At 60.8% G+C, this 20,661-nt stretch carries 12 protein-coding genes; 8 read left to right on the plus strand and 4 right to left on the minus strand.

The genetic code is table 11. The features are described from left to right. Positions 1-113: 113 nt before the first annotated feature. The 5 genes from OH491_RS00185 (at position 114) to OH491_RS00205 (ending at position 11,761) form a co-directional block, all read left to right on the plus strand. Complete coding sequence (locus OH491_RS00185; RefSeq protein ID WP_334319668.1) at positions 114-5,156, plus strand: polysaccharide lyase family protein; 5,043 nt, start codon at positions 114-116, stop codon at positions 5,154-5,156. A gap of 68 nt (positions 5,157-5,224) precedes the next feature. Further along, positions 5,225-8,125, plus strand: coding sequence for a beta strand repeat-containing protein (locus tag OH491_RS00190; RefSeq protein WP_342750796.1), 2,901 nt, complete (start codon positions 5,225-5,227; stop codon positions 8,123-8,125). A gap of 58 nt (positions 8,126-8,183) precedes the next feature. Next, the gene (locus tag OH491_RS00195) at positions 8,184-9,332 is read left to right on the plus strand and encodes a hypothetical protein (RefSeq protein ID WP_342750797.1); all 1,149 of its coding nucleotides are present in this window, start codon (positions 8,184-8,186) and stop codon (positions 9,330-9,332) included. Positions 9,333-9,808: 476 nt separating this feature from the next. After that, positions 9,809-11,533, plus strand: a complete 1,725-nt coding sequence (locus tag OH491_RS00200) for a sodium:solute symporter family protein (RefSeq protein ID WP_342750798.1) — start codon at positions 9,809-9,811, stop codon at positions 11,531-11,533. A 21-nt stretch (positions 11,534-11,554) separates the two neighbouring features. Continuing rightward, positions 11,555-11,761 carry a hypothetical protein gene (locus tag OH491_RS00205; RefSeq protein WP_068773025.1) on the plus strand — a complete coding sequence of 69 codons (207 nt, stop codon included), beginning with the start codon at positions 11,555-11,557 and terminating at the stop codon, positions 11,759-11,761. 246 nt (positions 11,762-12,007) lie between these two features. Here OH491_RS00205 and OH491_RS00210 read toward each other — a convergent pair whose 3' ends face one another. The 4 genes from OH491_RS00210 to mobF form a co-directional block, all read right to left on the minus strand. Then, complete coding sequence (locus tag OH491_RS00210; RefSeq protein WP_334319737.1) at positions 12,008-12,796, minus strand: AAA family ATPase; 789 nt, start codon at positions 12,794-12,796, stop codon at positions 12,008-12,010. A gap of 138 nt (positions 12,797-12,934) precedes the next feature. Beyond that, positions 12,935-14,419 carry a type IV secretory system conjugative DNA transfer family protein gene (locus OH491_RS00215; protein ID WP_068773023.1) on the minus strand — a complete coding sequence of 495 codons (1,485 nt, stop codon included), beginning with the start codon at positions 14,417-14,419 and terminating at the stop codon, positions 12,935-12,937. Positions 14,420-14,526: 107 nt separating this feature from the next. After that, positions 14,527-14,952, minus strand: coding sequence for a hypothetical protein (locus tag OH491_RS00220; RefSeq protein WP_068773022.1), 426 nt, complete (start codon positions 14,950-14,952; stop codon positions 14,527-14,529). After that, entirely contained in the window at positions 14,936-17,785 is a 2,850-nt protein-coding gene (gene mobF / locus OH491_RS00225; protein ID WP_342750799.1) for a MobF family relaxase, read from the minus strand. The genes OH491_RS00220 and mobF overlap by 17 nt, the downstream gene beginning before the upstream one ends. 735 nt (positions 17,786-18,520) lie before the next feature. Here mobF and OH491_RS00230 point away from each other — a divergent pair. From OH491_RS00230 to OH491_RS00240, 3 genes are all read left to right on the plus strand, one after another. Beyond that, on the plus strand, positions 18,521-18,868 hold the full coding sequence (locus tag OH491_RS00230; RefSeq protein WP_068773020.1) for a hypothetical protein: 348 nt from the start codon (positions 18,521-18,523) through the stop codon (positions 18,866-18,868). A 386-nt stretch (positions 18,869-19,254) separates the two neighbouring features. Next, the gene (locus OH491_RS00235) at positions 19,255-19,743 is read left to right on the plus strand and encodes a hypothetical protein (protein ID WP_068773019.1); all 489 of its coding nucleotides are present in this window, start codon (positions 19,255-19,257) and stop codon (positions 19,741-19,743) included. Further along, positions 19,740-20,570 carry an N-6 DNA methylase gene (locus OH491_RS00240; RefSeq protein ID WP_068773018.1) on the plus strand — a complete coding sequence of 277 codons (831 nt, stop codon included), beginning with the start codon at positions 19,740-19,742 and terminating at the stop codon, positions 20,568-20,570. Before OH491_RS00235 ends, OH491_RS00240 begins: the two co-directional genes overlap by 4 nt. Positions 20,571-20,661 lie beyond the last annotated feature (91 nt).

Below are 20,661 nucleotides of genomic sequence, written 5' to 3' on the forward strand. Positions count from 1 at the left end.
GAGGAAATATCCCGAGTGCTTTCCCAGACGTGAGAAACAATATGTCCAAACCCCTGCGCATCATTTTTAAGGCAGTCGGCTTCGTGGCGGCAACACTGTGCGCAAGCATCACCATGACAGCCAATGACCCCGGAGGCGGGGCGCATGGAACAGGCGCGGATGTCACGTTGAGCATGCAAGAAAACAACGTGACTCTCAGCAACGGCATCGTCACGGCAACCATCAACACGTCCAATGCCCGGGTCATATCCTATCTTTTCCAAGGCACTGAAATGGCGGACACAAACGGCTACATATACTACAGCATGGACGGCGGGGACATGTATGAAGGCCCGTCCAACTGCGTCTATACGGTCACCGTAAACACGCCCGACATGATTGATATATCTTGCAAGGCCGTTTATGCGAACAACGCCAGCCAGAAGCACGCCTTTGACATTGATTGCCACTTTGTTCTGCGCCGGGGGGACACCGGATTATACTCGTATGCGGTTTTATCGCATCCAGCGAGTTATCCCGCAGCAAGCGTGGGTGAATGGCGCATGGTCTGGAAGCTGCCCTACACCTCGACTGATTGGATTTTCGAACGTATCTATGCGGACGAAACCCGCAATGGATTCTGGGGCACCCGCACGGATTTTCTTAATGCCGAATCAACAAGCATAGCGGAAATCATCCAATTCACGACAGGCGAGCGCGCTGGCGAATACGACTGCAAATACCAATACTCGCTTGAGTATCAAACCGCCGGCTGCTGGGGCCACGCCAGCAATGTAAACAAAAAGGGCGCATGGTTTGTATTGGGCGGATACGATTACCTCAACGATGGTCCCATAAAGAACGACCTCGCGGTGGCCGAGGCGAATCAGCTCCTGCACTTTGGCAGAAATCATTACAATGCCTCGGAAACCATTGTCGCCGCAGGCGAGGAGTGGTCGAAAATATACGGCCCGTTTTTGCTCTATTGCAATTCCACCGCTGCGACGGAAAACGCAGGTGACGCTCTCTGGGCCGACGCCAAGGCGCAAGTGCAGGCTGAAATCGCCGCATGGCCTTACGCTTGGCTGACAACCGCCGACTATCCCGCAAACGCCCAGCGCGGTGACGTCAAGGGAAGGATCATCATCACCGATCCGCTCAAGCCCGCGCTCTCCGCCGGAACAAACACATGGGTCGGGCTCTCCCACCTCGACGAGGGCGGCAACTGGCAATTTGAATCAAAACGCTACCAGACCTGGGTGCATCCCGATGAAAGCGGAAATTTTGTGATCCCCTCCGCTCGCCCCGGCAATTACACCCTCACTGTGTTCACCGACGGCGCGGTGGGGGAATACACCCATCCGCAACCCGTGACAGTCACCGCCGGCGGAATAAACGATTTGGGCGATGTCATCTGGAACGTCATCCACCCCGGCGAGCGAATTATATGGGAGATCGGCATTCCAAACCGTCGCGCCGACGAGTTCCGGCACGGAGATGACTACTGGAAGTCCTTTTTATGGGAATACTTCCATGAGGAATTCCCGAATCCGCTCGAATATGTTGTCGGAGAAAGCAACTGGGCGACCGATTGGAATTACGCGCACTCCGGTTATCTTGTTGACGGCGTCTGGTCGCAATGGAAATGGCGCATCCGCTTCAATCTCGACAGCCTCCCCGCCAGCGGCGATGCCACGCTTACGCTCGCGTTTGCCAGCATAGATCGCGGCAATGTCCGGGTTTTCGTGAATCAGGAAAGCAACCATTTCGTCGAAGTGTCCCCCGACCCGGCTGGCGGCAGTTCTGGCGGAAACGCGCTCGCCCGCCTTGGCAACCACGCGAAATACAGCCTGATCTATGTCACGATCCCGGTGTCGTCGCTTCGTATCGGCGCGAACACAATCACCCTGATTCAGCGCTCGACTGGTTCGGCCCAAAATCACGTCATGTATGACTATATCAACTTGGAAATGCCTGCCAGCGTTTCACCATTGCCGCAGGGCCGCGATCTGGTGTGGCGCGGCGGAAATGCGGCCAATGCATTCGACAACGCGACGCAAAATTTCGTCACTGGAGACAATCAACCGGCGACATTTTCCGATGGCGACAGCATCACTTTTGACGACACGGGCTCGAATTCGCCGTCCGTGACAAAGAGCGGCACGCTCATGCCGGCCAATATAATTTTCAACTCCACACAAGACTATACAGTCGAAGGCAACGGCTTGTTCAGCGGTCCGATGGCACTCCAAAAAACGGGAAACAGCCGCCTGATATTAAGCAGTGCCAACACCTATTACGGCGGCACCCGAATTAACGGCGGCATTGTGCAAGCGGGAGCAAATGGCAACGGAGGCATTGGCTGGGGGGCGGTTACATTCAACAGCGGCACGTTGCAGTTGCATGGATACAATGGCAGCCAAGGCGCAACCTATGGCGAATTGCCGAATACTCTTGTGGTGCCGGAAGGGAAAGCCGGCACTTTGTTGTGTCCGCCCCGCATGGCGGGAGGCGGCGTGAGCGGCCCGTTGACCGGAAGTGGCACGCTGACCGTGGTGATCGATTATGTGCGCGGGATTTTGAGCGGAGACTGGTCGCTGTTTTCCGGACAAATCAATGTCATCACCAAACCCAACGCCCCGGCGGAAAACCAGTTTCGCATATCAAATGATTACGGCTACGGCAGGGCATCCATCGATCTGGGCTCGAAAGTCATCGTACAAAACATCCAATCGGGCGATGATTTCATCATCGGGATCGGCGCGCTTTCCGGCGATGCCACTGCGCGTATTCAGGGCGGCCCGACCTCTGGAAAGATAACGACGTGGCAAGTCGGGGCAAAGGGGCTTTCCACAACCTACGCTGGTTCTATCGAGGATCTGACCGGCCCGAGCGCGCTTGCCAAAATCGGCGCCGGCACGCTCACGCTCTCCGGCGTCAGCACCTACACGGGTGAGACAAGCATTGATGCCGGAACGCTAATCGTCAACGGCGCTCTGGGAACGACCAATGTAACCGTGCGTGCAGGCGCGACCTTGGCTGGCACCGGCACGATTGGGGGAAACGTGCAGGCGGGGAACGAGGCGATTTTGCAGCTTTCGACAACGAACGGTGCCGGGCTTGTCATCAGCGGCTCTGCCACTCTATCCGGCACAATCACGATCGTGCCCGTTTCCGGTCTTATCGGCGATGGCGCATCACTGGTAACCGGCACGTATAATATTTTGAAAACATCAGGCGGCATAAACAATGCCGCCGAGTTTATTTGGGCCGAATCCATGGCATCGGAGTTGATCGCCACCGTCAATGTGAACGGTAATACTCTGAAGTTGGTGCTCGCCGAAGCGCCGCCCCCACCACCTGCGCCCGTCATCTCGGGCACGCTCTCCGTGAGCGCCATAGTGGGCCAGTCATTCAGCTACACTATCTCAGCGACAAATTCGCCCACGAGCTATGCGGCCTCCGGCCTGCCGGCGGGATTGTCCATCAACACTGTGACAGGCGTAATCACCGGAGTGCCGGCCACAGCGGGCACGACCAATGTCGAAATTTCCGCAATCAATGCCGGCGGCACCGACACGAAGACGCTCGTCATCACGCTCATCGGGCAACCGTCCGTCACCAACGCCAGCCACACCTCCGGCATGATCGGCGCGGCATTCTCCCTGACGATAAACACAACCGGCGGCTCGATCACATCCTACGCCGCCACCGGACTTCCCGACGGACTCTCCGTAAACACGGGCACCGGCGTCATAAGCGGCACGCCCACCGTTGCGGGCACATATAACATCACGATTTCGGTGACAAACGCCGCAGGCACGGCGACATTCCAGATTGTCCTCACGATTGATCCCAAAACCGCGCTCACCACGCTCGCAGGCGCGGCAAACACACCCGGCGCAACCAACGGCGCAAGCACCGCCGCCCGCTTCGACTCACCAAACGGAGCCGCCGCCGATGCCAACGGCAACCTCTACATCGCCGACACCGACAATAACGCCATCCGCAAAATCGCAACAGACGGCGCCGTCACCACCTTCGCGACCGGATTCAACGCACCCACCGCCATCGTCATCGACTCTGCGGGCGCGGCGCTCTACGTCGCCGACACGGGTAACAACGTCATCAAGAAAATCGATGTCGCCACGAGCACCGTCAGCACACTCACCCTCACCGGCCTCGCCGCGCAACTCGACGCACCGCACGGACTCGCCATCGACGCATCGGGCAACCTCTACGTTGCCGACACCGGCAGTCACACCATCCGCAAAATCGTCACCTCCAACGGAGCCACCACAATCCTCGCTGGAACAGCCAATATCCAAGGTGCCGCCAATGGTGTTGGCACCGCCGCTCGTTTCCACATGCCGATGGGCCTGACTATCAATGCCGCCGGCACATACCTCTACGTCGCGGACACCGGCAACAGCACCATCCGCCGCATCACACTCGCCAGCGTTCTCGTCGAGACAATCACCGGACTGGCCGGCGACACCGGCTCCACCGACGGGCTCGCCGCCGACGCGCGCTTCAACACCCCGCAGGCCATCGCCATCGACGCCACGGGCAATCTCTACATCACCGACACCGGCAACCATACCATCCGCAAAATCGACGCCGCCACGGGCATCGTCACCACGATTGCCGGAACCTCAGGCAGCAGCGGCTCGCAAGACGGCCTCGGCGGTCAAAGCACGCTCAACTCCCCCGCCGGCATCGCCATCGACGAGACCGGCGAAATCTACGTGCTTGATACCGGCAGCCACACCGTGCGCGTCCTGCAAGTCGGCCCTGTCATCACGACATCGCCCGCCGGTCAAACCGTGACAGCCGGAGCCAGCGTCACACTCAAGACCGAAGCATCCGGAGCGCCCGCGCCCGCTTGGCAGTGGTATAAAAACAACGCCCCCGTCGCGAGCGCGACCAATGCCACGCTCGCCTTCACCCCGTCGCAAACCACCGACACCGGCAGCTACCACGCCATCGCCACAAACCCGATGGGCTCCGCCAAGAGTAATGCCGCCACGCTCACCGTAAACAGCAGCGGCACCACCACACCGAATCCCGACCCCGGCAACTCCGGAGGCGGCGGCGGGGGCGGCGCGCCCAGTCTGTGGCAGATGCTCTCGCTCGCTCTGCTGCTCATCGTGCCACGCCGCGCGCGCAAATCCTGAAACTCATTTCCCGACGAAAAACTAAAATCCCAAGCACCCGACAAACACTCCAACCACCGCGCTTCATCATGACTAAAGTTAACTCCCCTCGCAACTGGCTCAAACGCCTCGCCGCGCTCGCCGTCACCGTCGGCGCGTTTCTCGCGCTCGCCGCCACCGCCAGTGCCGCGACCGTCTCCTCCATCACCCGCCACAGCCCCGCCACCGAGAGCACCACCTCCGCCGCTGTTGTCTTCAAGGTCACCTTTTCGGAGGCCTTCGCTGACGCCGACGCCGCCGACTTTGAAGCGCTCGCGGCTGCCGGCGTCACAGGTGCTGCCGTCACCGGCGTCCGCGCCGACGCCGGCGATCCGAGCGTCCTCTATGTCACCGTCTCCGGCCTTGCCCTCGAAAGCGCCGGCACCATCGGCCTGAAAGTTTCCGATACCGCCACCATCACTGACTCCGGCGGCAATCCCATCCCGGGCGGCTTCGCTTCCGGCGAAACCTACACACGCACGCCAGCCTCCATTCCCGCCTACAACAGCGCCGTCCGCGATACCACCGTCACCTGGCTCGGCACCATCAACAACGACTACAATCTTCCGTCCAATTGGAGCACCGGTGTCGTTCCCGGTTCCGGCGAACGTGTTTCCATTGATACCACGCTTCCCGGCACACCCGCCATTGACATCCTCCTCGAAAACACCGGCCCCGCTGACGTTTCACATAAAATCGGCGGATTTGCCGCCAGCGGCGCGCTAACCGGCTCCACCACGCTTACCCTCTCCAGCACCGGCGGCGCGTGGCTCAATCTCGAACTCGATGGCGCATGCTTCTTTAGTCGTAATAACAACAATAGCGATCAGCCGTGGACACTCATCCTCAACGACCACACCCGCGTCACCGTCACCGCCACCCACGGTTTTTATTCCCCTCGCGCGGCTGCTTTTTGGGGCGCGAAAGTCACCGTAAAAACCGGTGCCGAACTCGACGCCGGCACAATTAGGGAGCAGAATTTTAACACGCTCAATACCGAGAAGGACTCTCTCGTCACTTGGGGCGGCGGATACCAGGCTTACATCAACCAGAGCTCTGTCATCTCCGGCACGCTCCATGCCACGCACGCCAGTGGAAAGGAGGCCCTTCGCATCGCCGATGGCGCCACCGGCGTCATCACTCTCGCCGAAACCGGTGTCATACAATATGATTATGTGGATACCTATACCAACCTCAATTACGGCACCTTCATCGTCAACGGCACCCACAACGGCAGTGTCCGCACCATCAGCGGACGCGCCAGCACTCTTAGTGGCACCGGTGTCATCAACGGAGACATCCTTCTCAACGGCTCCGGCATTGTCGCCGCAGGCGGACAATCCGCCGGTGGCACACTCACGCTCAACGGCTCCGGCACCATTTCCTCCTCGGCCAGCCTCAAGGCCAGTTTCTTCGAGGACGGCTCGCACGGCACGCTTAACGTCAACGGCACGCTGACCATCGGCGGCGCCGCCATCCTCAACCTCGCAATCGGCGGCGCCGACTCCGGAGCCACCGCCGTCCCCGGCCGCTACAAAATCGTCACCGCCACCGCCATCTCCGGCACATTCCCCAATCCCGCGCTCAACGCTCTCGGTGCCAGCGTCAACACCGCCCTCGAAACCGGCGCCGATCCCGGCACCGGCGGCCAGGCCATCTGGATCAACATCGTTGACCCAAGCGGAGAAACCCCGCCCTCGCTCGCATGGGCCGCCGATGCCGGCGACCAATCCGCGCAAGTCGGCGAAACCGCCACCTTCACCGTAACTCCCACCGGCACAGGCCCATTCACCTACACTTGGAAAAAGAACGGCGAAACCATCTCCGGCGCCACAACTGCCAGCTACACCACCCCGACGCTTACTGCTGCCGACAATGGCGCTGTTTATACCGTCTATGTCAAAGGGGTCGCCTACCAGCGCGTCCCGCTTGCCGCCACCCTCACCATCGTCACCGCGCCTGGTTTTGCCGCAAACGGCGACCTTCCCGCCAGCACCATCGCCTACGTCAGCGACATCACCCTTTCCGTTACCGCCACCGGCACCCCCGCGCCGTCATTGCAATGGCAAATCTCCACCGACAGCGGCGGCACTTGGAACGACATCTCCGGCGAAACATCCGCCACCCTCGACCTCACCGGCCTCACGTTCTCCGACACCGGCAAACAATACCGCGTGAAACTCAACAACGGCGTCGGCGGCGACATCTTCTCCACCGCCACCACGCTCACCGTCAACACCGGCCCGCAACCCGCCCTCTCAGTTTCACCCAACACCGCGCAAACCATCACCAGGGACGCCGGCTCGGTCTCCTTCTCCATCACCAACAGCGGAGAAGCAGGCTCCTCGCTCGTCTGGCAGGCCACGCTGACCAACGCCCCCGATTGGGCGCGCATCACCACCGTCACCAGCGGCACTGACACCGGTTACATCACCGTCGAATACGACCTTAATCCACTCGGCACCGGCACCGAACGCTCCACCACGCTCCGCATCACCGGCGAAGGCGCATCAGGCAGTCCCGCCAACATTCAAATCACACAAGCCGCGAATCCGTTCGTCGTCATCCAAGTCACCTTCGATGCCGGTGAAGGAGCCACGGTTTCCCCCGCCACGAAAACCGTCACTCGCGAACTCCCCTACGGCACCCTGCCCGTGCCGGTGAAACCCGGATACACCTTCGCAGGCTGGTTCACCGAACCCGAGGCTGCCGGCACCGAAGCCACACAGACGACCATCGTGCCTGACCTCAACAACCACAGCCTCCACGCCGCTTGGGTGGAACTCCCGCAATCGGTCCCCGTCATCACAAACAACTACTCCGCCGAGCAAGTCGTCGCCGTGGGCCGCTCCTTTACTCTCACCGCCACCGCCAGCGGATCTCCGCCCCACCTACCTCTGGCAAATTTCCACGGACGGCGGCAAATCTTGGAGCGACCTATCCCCTACTAACTCCAACTACTCGGGCGTCCTCACCAGCACACTCAAAATATCCCGCATCAACGCCGGCATGGACGGCTACCTCTTCCGTTATCGCGCTGTCAATGTCAACGGCACCACCTACAGCGATCCTGTCAAGCTTGTCGCCGCCGAGGCCATTTTTGCAGGCCCCGCCGATCTCGCCTTTGACAGCGCCGGAACGCTCTACGTCGCCGACACGCCCGCCAACATCATCCGCCGCATCGACACCTCCGGCAGCACCTCCGTCTTCGCCGGTGCCTCCGCCTCCGGCGCGCTCCTCGACGCCACCGGCACCGCCGCCCGCTTCAACCAGCCCACGGCCATCGCCTTCAACGCCGCCGGCGAACTCCTCGTCGCCGACAAGGACAACGGCGTGATCCGCAAAATTACCTCCGATGCCCAAGTCACCACCTTCGCCACGGGCCTCGGCAAACCCGTCGCCCTCGCCATCGACGCCAGCGGCACGCTCTATGTCGCCGACTCCACCAACCACACTATCAGCACCGTGGACACCGACGGCACCGTGGCTCTGCTTGCCGGCCTCACTGGCACCGCGGGCAACACCGTCGGCGCCGGCACCGGCGCCCGCTTCAACGCTCCCTCCGGTGTCACCATTGACAACGATGGGTATCTCTTCGTGGCCGACACCGGCAACAACACGCTCCGCACACCTGACTCGCTCGGCGTCTTCCTGCACTACGCAGGCACACCCGGCATTGTCGGCACCGCTGACGGCGACGCACCCGACGCCCTCCTCAACAACCCGCGTGGCCTCGCCTCCGACGCCGCCGGAAACATCTACTTCGCAGACACCGGAAACCACACCATTCGTGTCCTCGCCGCTGACGGTGAAATCGTCACCCTCGCAGGCATGCCCGGCATTTCCGGACTCCGTGACGGCTCCGCAGCCACCGCGCTGTTCAACGCTCCGCAAGCCGTCATCCTCTCGCCCGAAGGCACGCTCCTCGTCGCCGACACCGGCAACGCAGTCGTCCGCGAAATCACCTTCGCCGCTGGCGACTTCACCTCAGCCCAAGTCGCCACGCTGGCCGTTACCACCGGCACGACGATAGGCAACGGCACCGGCTCCACTGGTGGCAGCAGCGAAGGAGGAGGCGGAGGCGGCGGTGCGACTTCAATTCCCGGTCTCGCCCTTCTCGGCCTCTTCATCGTTATCGCCGCCATCCGTCGTCGATAAGGTCAACATACGCTACATTCCATCATCACGAGTCTGGCAGCGGATCGGTGGTGGAATATTGCGTTCAATTGGTGGCGCCTGCTCTCACTCGCGCTGCGTCGCATCGCCTCAAAATAGAAAGCATATAATACCATTTTCGAATCACTTTTAGACTATAGCAGCCTCTATCCTTTTTGGAGGGACGGCCTCCCAAAAGGATTAAATCTCGTTCGGAAATTGTATAACAAAATAACCAACGCAACTCGCAAAGAGGCAAATGAAGTCTGTTTTAACGCAGGTCACGGAGGCCAAACCAGAAAAGGATTTCCCTTCTCCGTGCTCTCCATGTCAGATCTCTGTGCCCTTGTGCTAAAACAGACCTCCTCAATTTTTCTTTTGATAAACGCTCTTAAGTCGGCGCCTGCGGGACCATGGTTAATCCTGAATTCTGTCAGGTGCTCTAAATTAATTAACGACCATCCAATCCACGCATATTCATGATTCTGGCAAGCATTACGACCCTTGAGCTTAAATTCGTCGATTATCTCATCATCGGCATTTATTTCGCCTTCGTGCTCGGCATCGGCTGGGTGCTGCGGCGGCAAATGACCGGCACCAAGGATTACCTCGAGTCCGGCCGCTCGCTGCCCGCGTGGATCTGCGCGCTGGGCTTCATCGGCGCCAACCTGGGCGCGCAGGAGGTCATGGGCATGGCCGCCTCGGGCGCCAAATACGGCATCATGACCAGCCACTTTTATTGGATCGGCGCGATTCCCGCGATGATCTTCGTGGCCATCTTCATGATGCCGTTTTATTACGGCTCAAAGGCGCGCTCGGTGCCCGAATACCTGAAGCTGCGCTTCGACGAGAAGACGCGCGGGTTCAACGCCCTCACCTTCGCCGGCATGACCGTGATGTCATCGGGCATCTCGATGTATGCGCTGGCCAAGCTCCTCAACCTCATCCTCGGCTGGAACTTCCACGGTTGCATCATCGTCTCCGGCCTCATCGTGCTCGCCTACATTCTCATGGGCGGCCTCACCTCCGCCATCTACAACGAGGTGCTCCAGTTTTTCCTCATCGTGTTCGGCTTCCTGCCGCTCGTGCTGCTCGGCCTCAAAAACGTGGGCGGCTGGGAAGGCCTGAAAACAAAGCTCATGCCCGTGGCGGAAAACGCCGGTTTTGCCAGCGATGCGTGGACGCACTCGTGGAGCTTCACCGGCTCGCCGGCGACCAATCCGATGGGCGTGGAGTGGTTCGGCTTGGCGATGGGATTGGGCTTCGTGCTTTCGTTCGGCTACTGGTGCACGGACTTTCTTGTCATCCAGCGCGCCATGGCCGCGAAGGACATGGGGGCGGCGCGACGCACGCCCATTCTCGCGGCGATTCCCAAGATGCTTTTCCCCGCGCTGGTGATCGCGCCGGGCATGATCGCCATCGCGATGCACAGCATGGCCGACAGCAGCTTCCACCTGCCCGCCAAGGGCGACAGCCTCGACTACGACCTGGTCGTGCCGACGATGCTCTCGTATTATTTCCCCACCGGCATGCTCGGCATCGGCCTGACCGCGCTGATGGCCTCGTTCATGAGCGGCATGGCGGGCAACGTGACCGCCTTCAACACCGTCTTCACCTACGACATTTACCAGAGCTACATCAAGAAGGACGGTTCCGACCGGCATTACCTCAACGTCGGTCGCTGGACGACGGTTTTCGGCATCCTCTTCAGCATGGGCGCGGCGTATTTTGCGGCGGCCTTCAACAATATCATGGACGTGCTGCAACTGGTGTTCGCCTTTGTGAACGCGCCGCTCTTCGCCACGTTCCTGCTGGGCATGTTCTGGCGCCGCACGACCGGCCACGCGGCGTTTTCCGGGCTCGTGCTCGGCACGGTCGCCGCCGCCATCCATCACGGTCTCTCGCTGCCGGAAAAAGCCGTGGCCGGAATCAAGGGAGGCTGGCTCTCGATCCAGCACGTTTACCCGAGCGAGATGGCGCAGAACTTCTGGACCGCGATCTGGGCGTGGAGCACTTGCTTCGTGATCACCATCCTCGTCTCGCTCGCGACCAAGCGCACCAAGACCGACGACGAATTGCGCGGCCTGGTCTATTCGCTCACGGAGAAGATCAAGGAGCATGACACGGCTTGGTGGAAACGCCCGGCAGTGTTCGGCACCGTGGTGCTCCTGTGTGCCGTCGTGCTCAACATCATCTTCTTCTAACCCTCAACCTCGCGCCAAACCATGCAACTCGATGTCCGCCTTCCGATGGGTCTTCTCTTTCTGATTCTGGGAGTGATCCTGCTCATCTACGGGTTCGTTTCCGACCCGGCGATCTACGCCGCGCATCATAATTACGGGCTGAACATCAACATCGCCTCGGGCGTTGTTTTCGGTGTGTTCGGTTTGGTCATGCTGTTTCTGGCAAAACGCGGAAAAAACAAGCCGTAGCAGGCGGGATGACTGCCTCCTGCTGGGAAGACGGCCTCCGTGCCGTCCATTTTTACTTTAAATCTAGTTAACTGAAAAATGTCATACCATTTCTCAATGACTTTTAGCCTTTATCCGATAGGCGGCCACGGAGTGGCCGCCGCGAATCACATGTTGCCCTCGACGGCGATCGCGGAGTGATCGCCCTACCATTTATGGTCTAAATTTGAGTGGAAAATGGTATAATATTCAGAATGCCTGCATCTGTTAAGCAGATACATCTAATACCGAAAAGATCACTCGATCTTGCAAAAATCGCTCGACGGCACCGCGCATGGGACGCGCGCCAAGGGTTTTGTGAAAACCTGCCCGCAAAATCGTCTCTACGTCATCGGGAGTGATCGTGATCTCATGCCCCAGCTTTCGCAGCCGCGCCAGTTCGCCCGCGATCATGGCCTCGCAAATCTCCCGCTGCACCGCATAAGGCAACCGCGCAAACACCACCTTTTCCGTCATGCGCCCCACCAACTCGGGACGCAGTGTTTGATTCACACGGGCCAGCACCGTGCGCTCAATGCTCGCAAACGGGGCGGACTGCATCCGCATGGCCTCCGCCGCGCCGATATTCGACGTGCACACAATATAATATCCAGAAAGATTTTTCCGTTCGCCACTCGCCAGCGTGATGCTCGCGTCGTCCAATATCTGCAAAAACAAATCCAGCACCAGCGGATGCGCCTTCTCGATTTCATCAAACAAAAGCGTCCCGCCATTGCCGCCGCCACCGTCGCCATGCGCGGCCTCCGCCTTCGCCAGCGCCCGGCCAAGCAAGCCAATGTCCCCGACCTTCTCACCAATCAACTTCTCAACCGAGGTTTGATTTTGGTATTCCGACATGTCGAAGCGCAGCGGCTTCGCCCCGCCGAACAAATACCCCGTGAACGCATTCGTTATCTCCGTTTTGCCCGTCCCTGTCGGGCCTACAAAAAGGAACGAGCCTTTGGGCCGTCCCGGATGAGAGAGACCGAGTTCGCCGCGCCGCAACACCGATTCCACGCACCCGATGACATGCGCCTGCCCCTTGATGTGCCCGCGCAGATGCGCGCCGAGGTCGCGGAGTTGTTCGCGACGCTGGCGGAACCAGTCATCGTCGATGTTTTTAATAGGTCGAAGTGCGGACATGGCAAAATGAGATTAGCGGAACCACCCGCACACGCGCCCGTCCGCATCGCGCGGCGGCAGCACCACGCGCCGAAACCCGGCCTCGCAGTGCTGCACGACCGCCTGAAACTTCCGCAGCCGCCGGAATTCGTGTGGCTCGATGTAATATTTTTCTTCCTCGGAATACGACATCGTCCGCTTGCCAGCGGAATACCCATAGGTGCGTTTCCTATACTTTTTCTTCCCCAGCGTATCCGCCGCGATTTTTGCCGATTCCTCATCGGCGGCCTTGAACATGATGCGGTTCGCCATGTTCGCGATAAAAACCCTGGCCTTTTGCTCGTCGCCAATCGGCGGGATGAGCGACGTGTAACTCTGCGTCGCCGCGACCACCGTCGCCCTGGCCTCGCGCATCACGTCCACGACATTGTAATCACTCGTGCCATCGTGATTCGCCGTCACGATTTTTTGCGCCTCGTCAGCCCATAATATTAATAAATTGTCATTCGCCCGCTCCTTCGAGGTGCGGTCGAAGCGCAGCAGCACATGCGAATAGAACACAAGCTTGAGCAGCGTGTGGATGTATCTCCGTTCCGTCTTGAAACGCTGTGGAATCGAGACGCAAATCACCTTGCCCCGGTCGATCTCCGAAAACGAAAGCGTCGATTTCTCGGGACAAAACACCCTCGCGATGTCGGGATGCGTAAAATGCTTCAACCGGTTCGCCAGCGTGCCGCGCACGCCGCCCAGTTGATCCTTCGGCTGGCTGGCGATTTGCGTTTCGTAATATTCCATCAGTTCGCGCGACTCCGGCGTGTTTTTTTCATCCAGCATGCCGATAATGTCCTTCGTCCATGCGTCCGATGAGAGCATTTCATAGGCGTGGTTGAGCGTGACGGACAACCCGGCGCATGCCAGCGCCTGAAACGCAAAATCCATCTGGATTTCCGCCTGGGTCTTGAAAAACGACTGGTCGCCGTCCTGCCCGAGCGAGGCGGCGACATCGCAGACATCCTTCGCCTTCGCCGAAAAAGGCAGGCGCGGGTCCTCAAGGTAGTTGAACGTGTGCGGTGGCTCCCAATCCGCAGGCGCGCCGTCCGGCCGCACTTGCAGCAGAATCAAATCCTGTTCGCGCCCGAGGTGCCTGAACATCGCCGAAAGCGTCTCCCAGTAAAGCCCCTTGTCATCGATGCAGATGCCACCCCAGCGCGGACAATTTTTCGAGACCTGCCAGAGCATGGCATTGACGGCCGAAAGCGTTTTTCCCGAACCCGTCTCGCCCGTCACCAGCCAGCCCCGGCAAAAGTCATTCAACGACCACGAAAACCCGCCCAGCGTCAGAATCGGTCTCGCACGCGGGCGACCGCGCGTCGCCATCACACCGCACGCCACCTGCCAGACGGCAAACACGGCGAACACCGCCGTCATCGCCAGCGCCGCGCCCGGCGGCATGGCGGCGCGCCGCGCGAAAAACGCGCAGCCAAGGCTCACGGCAGCGAGAAGAAAACGAAACAGCATAAGTGCAAATGCCGCGCGCAACCTTGCACACAGCCTCGCCATTATGCCCGAAAATACCGCGCCCGGCTTGGACATTCAGACCATTTTCAGGGACGAAACGACCATGCTTATTTTGCCACCACGTTTATTTCCGAAACCACAGGCGCGGGTGCGGCGACGCCCGCCGTGGCAGCCTGGTAGCTTTCCGAAACCTCGCGCAATTCACGCAGGGCGAACGCTCCGATGGCATCGACCACGCCGCCGAGGTTATGACCGCGCACGGAAACATCGTGGCTCATAAAGACCAGGCGCAAACACTCATGGCCGCCAGTGTCACCGCCAGTCGCGGCCTCCGGTTCGTAACCCACGCCGTGGAAGCAAGTCCACGGCAGCAGCCAGCATTGTTTGTCCCGCCTTATGAGGCGCAGGAATAGCGGCGGCGCTGCCGAAGCCTCGCGTTTTTCGGATGCGGCATGGCCGTTCCCGGACGATGTGATGTTGCCACCGGCGGCCCGGGCCAGGCGGTGACGTTCGATTTCATTTTTCAGGCTCATAATTGTATTCCTCTTGATTGGTCTTGTTGCGGTTGCTGTTTCTGTTGCGGAGGCGGGGCACCCATTGCCGGAGCGATTCGTGCAAACGTTGCTGCGCCTTCAACGACAACTGGTGCTGAAACGCCTCCTTGAGTCTCTGGCGCACAGCCTCGGCGGTCGCCTCGTCGGGCTTGATGGACAACGCCAGTTCGCGGTCGGACTCGCGCTCGACGTTCAGCCGCAGCGCCTCCTTGTCGCTGGTAAACACGACGATCTTCCGCCGCGCCCGCGATATGCCGACATACCATTGCTGGCGGCTCATCATAGGCGCTTGTTCGCCGTCATGGGCGACAAGCACGGTATCGACGGTCTTGCCCTGCGAGGCGTAAGAGGTGACCGCGTAGCCGCGCACAAACATCCGCTGCGTCGCCGCGAGCGTTTTCGAGACTCCCGCGTCATCACGCACGCGGATGCGCCCGTCCTTCATCACGCGCCGCACCGTGACCAGTTCGCCGTTACGGATCGCCTCACTCTCGGCGGATTTTCCATTGAACTTCATCTGCAAGCGGTCGCCGCGCGCCAGTTCCAATTCATTCGTCTTGGTGACGACAAAGCGGTCCGCACATTTGTAGCTCACGGTCGTGGTGCGCCCGTCTTTGCGCAAGGTCACGCCGTGCGTATCGGCACCGGCAACCTCGCACCAATCGCCCCGCTTGAAACGTCCGTAGCCGCGAATGAACAAAACCCCCGCGTCCGGCGTGTAGAAGCGCGCATCGCGCTTTTGCGCCTCGCTCAAGTCCGCCGACTGCCACGACGCCACCGGCCTGCCCGCGCCCAGTTTTCCGGTTTCACGCAGACGCGTACGGATGGCGTCATTGGCCGCGCGCACATCGTCCCAAGTCTGCGCGACGGCGAGCACCCGTTCCTTGCGATCCAGCGCCTCGCAATATTCGCGTGCCAGTTCCACCATGCGTTCGCCGGCATCGAGTTCACGAATGCACCCCATTGCATCCAGTTTGTCGAATGAAGCCGCCAGCCGGCCCTCCGCCGCAGCCTTCACCGCCGAGCGGTATTTTCGCACAAACGCCTTTTCTTCCCGCGATGCCACCGCCTCCGGGTCCTGCCTTCGGATTTTTTTCAAATGCACCGTCTGCAAATTCGTGTGCTCCTCGATGGCGCGCAGCGCGTCCGAGGCGGCCACCGCGCCCTGCTGCCGCGTGTCGCCCGACAGGATCAGCCGCCCGCCGCAAGCCCGCACCCGGTCAACCAGCGCGCGCATGTCACGCCCGCCGATCTGCCCGGCCTCATCGACAATCACGACCGCGCCGCGCGGCAGCCGCCCTCCCGCACCGTCCGCCCCTCCCGCCAGCAGCTTCGCCAAAGTGTCTGCCGAGGCGAGGCCGTCGCGACGCAAGTCCGCCGCCTGCTGGTGTTGAGGCGCGAACACGCGCACGGGATGCCCCGCCGCCTCCAACCCCCGCACGACCTCGCGCACCGCAAATGTTTTCCCCACTCCCGCCGCCCCTTGGAACACCGTGATAAAATCGCGGCTGCGCAGGATGCGCAGCACCGCCCCGCGCTGTTCCGCCGACAACGACTCCGCCGGTTGATACCCCGCGTTGAACGCGGCATGGCTTCGCATCCCGTTCTGCGCGTCGAGCACAAGGGAAAACTCGCACACCAGCGCCTCGCGGTTGGTCAGTTTGCGCGACTTCGCATCGCGAATGTAATCGCGTTTCGCCATCTCGTTTTCCAGGTCCGCCAGGGAAAAATTTTGGCCGCGCCCGCGAGCCAGCGCCGCCGACATCAACTCGTAGTCGCCGACCACCGAGCGGCGCTCAAACAGATGCGCGTCCGCCCACGCCACAAATCCGGGCAGCCCGCATTGTTCCGAAGCCACCGCCGGCAGCGGCGGCGGCAGTTTTTCCGGAGCGATGCGCGAGAGCGCGGCGTGTTCGGAGGCGGGCATTTCCGAGGCCCAGCGCGGATGCAGTTTTTCCGCGCACAGGCTTCTTATTTTGCGCCGCCGCTTGTCCTGCGCGACCTGCGCGCGCAGCTCCTTTTCGTTCCCGCGCAACCCCTCCGCTTCGATGCGTTTTTTCGTCTCCGCATCAATCTGTTGATGCCGCTTGGAAAAGCGGGCGATCACATCCTCCGGCACGCCCTGAATCTCAAATCCCGTCGATGTGTTGACGACCTCGTAGCCGAAATTTCTCAGCCCCTTCGCCATCTCATGGTAGTACAAATTTTCCGCAAATTTTTGCGCCCGATACATGCCCGTCGCGTGAAGCGCCTTCCACTTTTCCTCCGTCCAATCGTAGGTCGCGTTGAACACCACGCAGTGCGTGTGCAGATGCGGGTCGAGTTCGCGACTGGTGTCATGCCGGAACAGCGCGGCGGCAATTCCCCCGGTCACGCGCTCGCCGTTCTCGCCGTCCTTGCGCACGCGTGTCTCGGCGAACTTTTCCAGTTGATCGACCATCGCGCGGACGGCGCGATCATGGAGTGCGATAATCCGGGCATCCTGCCAGAGCGCGACCACCGAAACCGACTTCGGTGGCGATATGGTGAAGTCATAAAAGACGCGCCGGTTCGACACCGTGTGCCCGTCTTCGTGACGGGTCGTGTTGCGCCGCATCGTCAAGCCTTGTCCGGTTTCCGGGTGCTGACCTTCGCACATCGCCAAAAAACTTTTTTCGTCCACGATGCCGTCGAGCCCGAGCATGGACGCGGCGACTCCGCGCCACTCGCCGCGCACCACATGGCCGTCCATATAGTAGTCGCCCGTGGCCAGATGCTCGCGGAAATACCCCGCCGCATTGGACAGATTCAGTTGCGGCTTGGCCGTCAGCATGGCAGCACCTCCCTCGCGACACGCGCGCGGATAATGCGGACAGGCCGCGCCCACCCGGAACGCACCTGCGTTCTTTTTGAGCACCACGCCTCTCCCCTTGCCTCAGTCGGCAATGATTTTTTCGGGCCTTGCATGACCGCAGCCTACCGGAGGCGCGCGAAAAGAAATAGGGGCGGTATCCACATTCCAAATACCCGGATTTCCGGCGACGTGCGCGCGGCGCACGGGCGCGACCGCATGACGCCTGTCCGCACCGCCCGACCTTCACGAAATCGCGCCGCGCCCCTGCGTGCCTTGTGGCGCGGCGCGACCTCGTGAGGGGCGGGGACGCACCGGCGCACGGACGGGGAGCCAGAACGTCGGCGGGCGGAGGCGGGGCGCAGGTGCGCGCGCGCCGCCGGTGAGGCGGTGCCCTCTTTTTTTGCGCGCCTCCGCCCGCCGCCGTCCATGCTCCCCTGGCGCGGGAAAACACTCCGCATTTTGCTCCGCCGGAAATGCGGACAATGGCCGCGTGACATGCCACCGGACATTAAGAAATCTGCCCTGCCCGTCGTCTTCTCACCCTATCACATCGGTCAATGTCGTGCTCGCTGGCGCTCGCCTCCACACCGCCCGTCCGCGACCCGCGCAGCCGGGCTTTGACTCGATGTGAGTCCGGGCGGACGAGATCGGGCGAGGCCGAGGATAACCCGGCACGATGCCGGGAGCGGACCGCGCCTGATTTCATTTCCGAACATGAATCAAAAAGCTCGAACCAAACGCGACCTCGCCAGAACCGAAAGCACCCAGGCCATCGAAAGGCTTCGCAAAAATTACCTCAAGGTCGGCGACACCGTTTACGTCTTCCTCCGCCACATCAGCAGGAGCGGCACGTGCCGGTGGCTGGATTTGTTTGCCATCCGCGAAAACAAGCCGCAGCGCATCACTTGGAGCGCGGCCAAGGCGCTGGCCACCCGATACGATTCGCGACGCGAGGCCATCCGCGTGGAGGGTTGTGGCTTCGATTGCGGCCACTCGCTGGTGCATGACCTCGCATGGCGGCTTTTCGGCAACAGCGACGCCCTTGAACACCGCTGGCTTTGACCGGCATCGGCGGCTCCGCGCACGGCGCGGCGGGCATCCGCCGCCGTTGCGTTTTTATCCGGGCGACCGCTTGCAGGCAATCACGCCGGACGGACGCGAGCCCGTATTTTATATTTGGATACAATCGTGAAAAACCACATCGCGCACCCACGCGCCCCACTGGCACCCCGCTTAAAACCCTTGCCTGCTGCGTGTTCCGAATTGTGTCACACCCGTCAATGTATTGCTCGCCCTCGCAAGCTCGGGCTGCGCTCCACACCGGACGCCTCCGCACCTGCTCCGGCATCCTTTGACTGGGTGTGCCCTCGGAACGACGTGAATCGGGCAAGGCCGAGACAACCCGGCATGTCGCCGGAAGCGGACTGCGCCTGATTGCGCCAAATCACATGACAACCGAAACGACCTGCGTTCTGGAAACACTCCACCTGCCCCAAGGCCGCAAGCGCGCCTCCGTCCACCGGGAACTTCTCCATCACATCGAGACCGGCGAAACCATGCTCTTCCGAGTCCTGCGCGGTTATCTAGGCGCGGCGCTCTGGACATCCAGCGACGACAACGAAAAATACTTCGACGCCACCCACTCCATTGAGGACATCGCCACCGCCTCGCTGGTGAGCGCATGGGCGGAATGCTCGCAATTCTGCCGCGAGTGCAAAACCGACCTGTGCCATCTCGACGACGAGCGTAACGGACATAATTTCTGGCTCACGCGCTGCGGTCACGGCAGCGGCTTCTGGGACGAGTCTGTGAACGACGAGCTTGCCGAGTTCGCCATGCAGCAACTCACCCGCGCCAGCGAGTCCTTCGGCGAAGTCGATCTCTACATCGGCGACGACCGCAAACTGCACTTCAGCAACGAAAGCCGCGTCGCATGAAAACGAGTCAAACCCCGACCTTCAGGTCGTTGCTCGAACAACTCATCCGCCGCCACGACGCGCACGAGGTGTTCACGGCATTCGCATCTTTGGCCGCTTGCGCACTCGCGCACGGCACCCGTGAAACCGAATACCTCGAAGAGGCCAGACGCTGGAACCGGGACGAACTGGAAATTTTCAGCCACGCCCTTGCCGCACTGGTCATGGAAATGGAGGCCCAGCCCTTCACCGACCTGCTCGGAGGCCACTACATGGAACTGGCCCTCTCCCATAAGGGACAGCAATGGAATGGAGAGTTTCACACCCCGCAGAATATCTGCGAAATGACAGCCCACATGCTTGCCGCTGACTCATCGCTGCCGGCAGAAGGCCCCATCACGCTTTGCGAACCGGCCTGCGGCGCGGGAGCGATGATTCTGGCCTTTGCCAAGGCGCTTTCACCGGAAAACCGCCGCCGTTTGCGAGTCACCGCCATCGACATCAGCAAAACCGCCTGTGACATGTGCTTCATCAACGCCACCCTCTGGGGGATTCCCACGGAGGTCATTCACGGGAACACGCTCAGCATGAAATTTTTCGCCTCATGGCGGAACATCCACTGGATTTTCCGGGGCCGCCTCCATCTCTTCGCCGGACTTGCCGCCGCACAAAATCAAGCAGATGCGTCGCAAACCGAAAAGGAGGACAAGGACGAAAATAAAACAATGATGCCGCTCGCAACCGCGCTCATCACAGCCGCTGCCGAGCAACAGGGACAACCGCCTTCGCCGGAGAAAACCGAGCAAATCAAAGCTGCGTTGGGACAACAGATGTTCGACTTCGCATGACCTCGGTTCGGAAGAACCAAAAAAGAATAGGGGAAACCCGACGCAGGCTCACTTTGGTCATGTTTCCCCTTGCGGGATGGCCGACCTTGCG

Source organism: Termitidicoccus mucosus, assembly GCF_038725785.1.
GTDB classification, from domain to species: Bacteria; Verrucomicrobiota; Verrucomicrobiia; order Opitutales; family Opitutaceae; genus Termitidicoccus; species Termitidicoccus mucosus.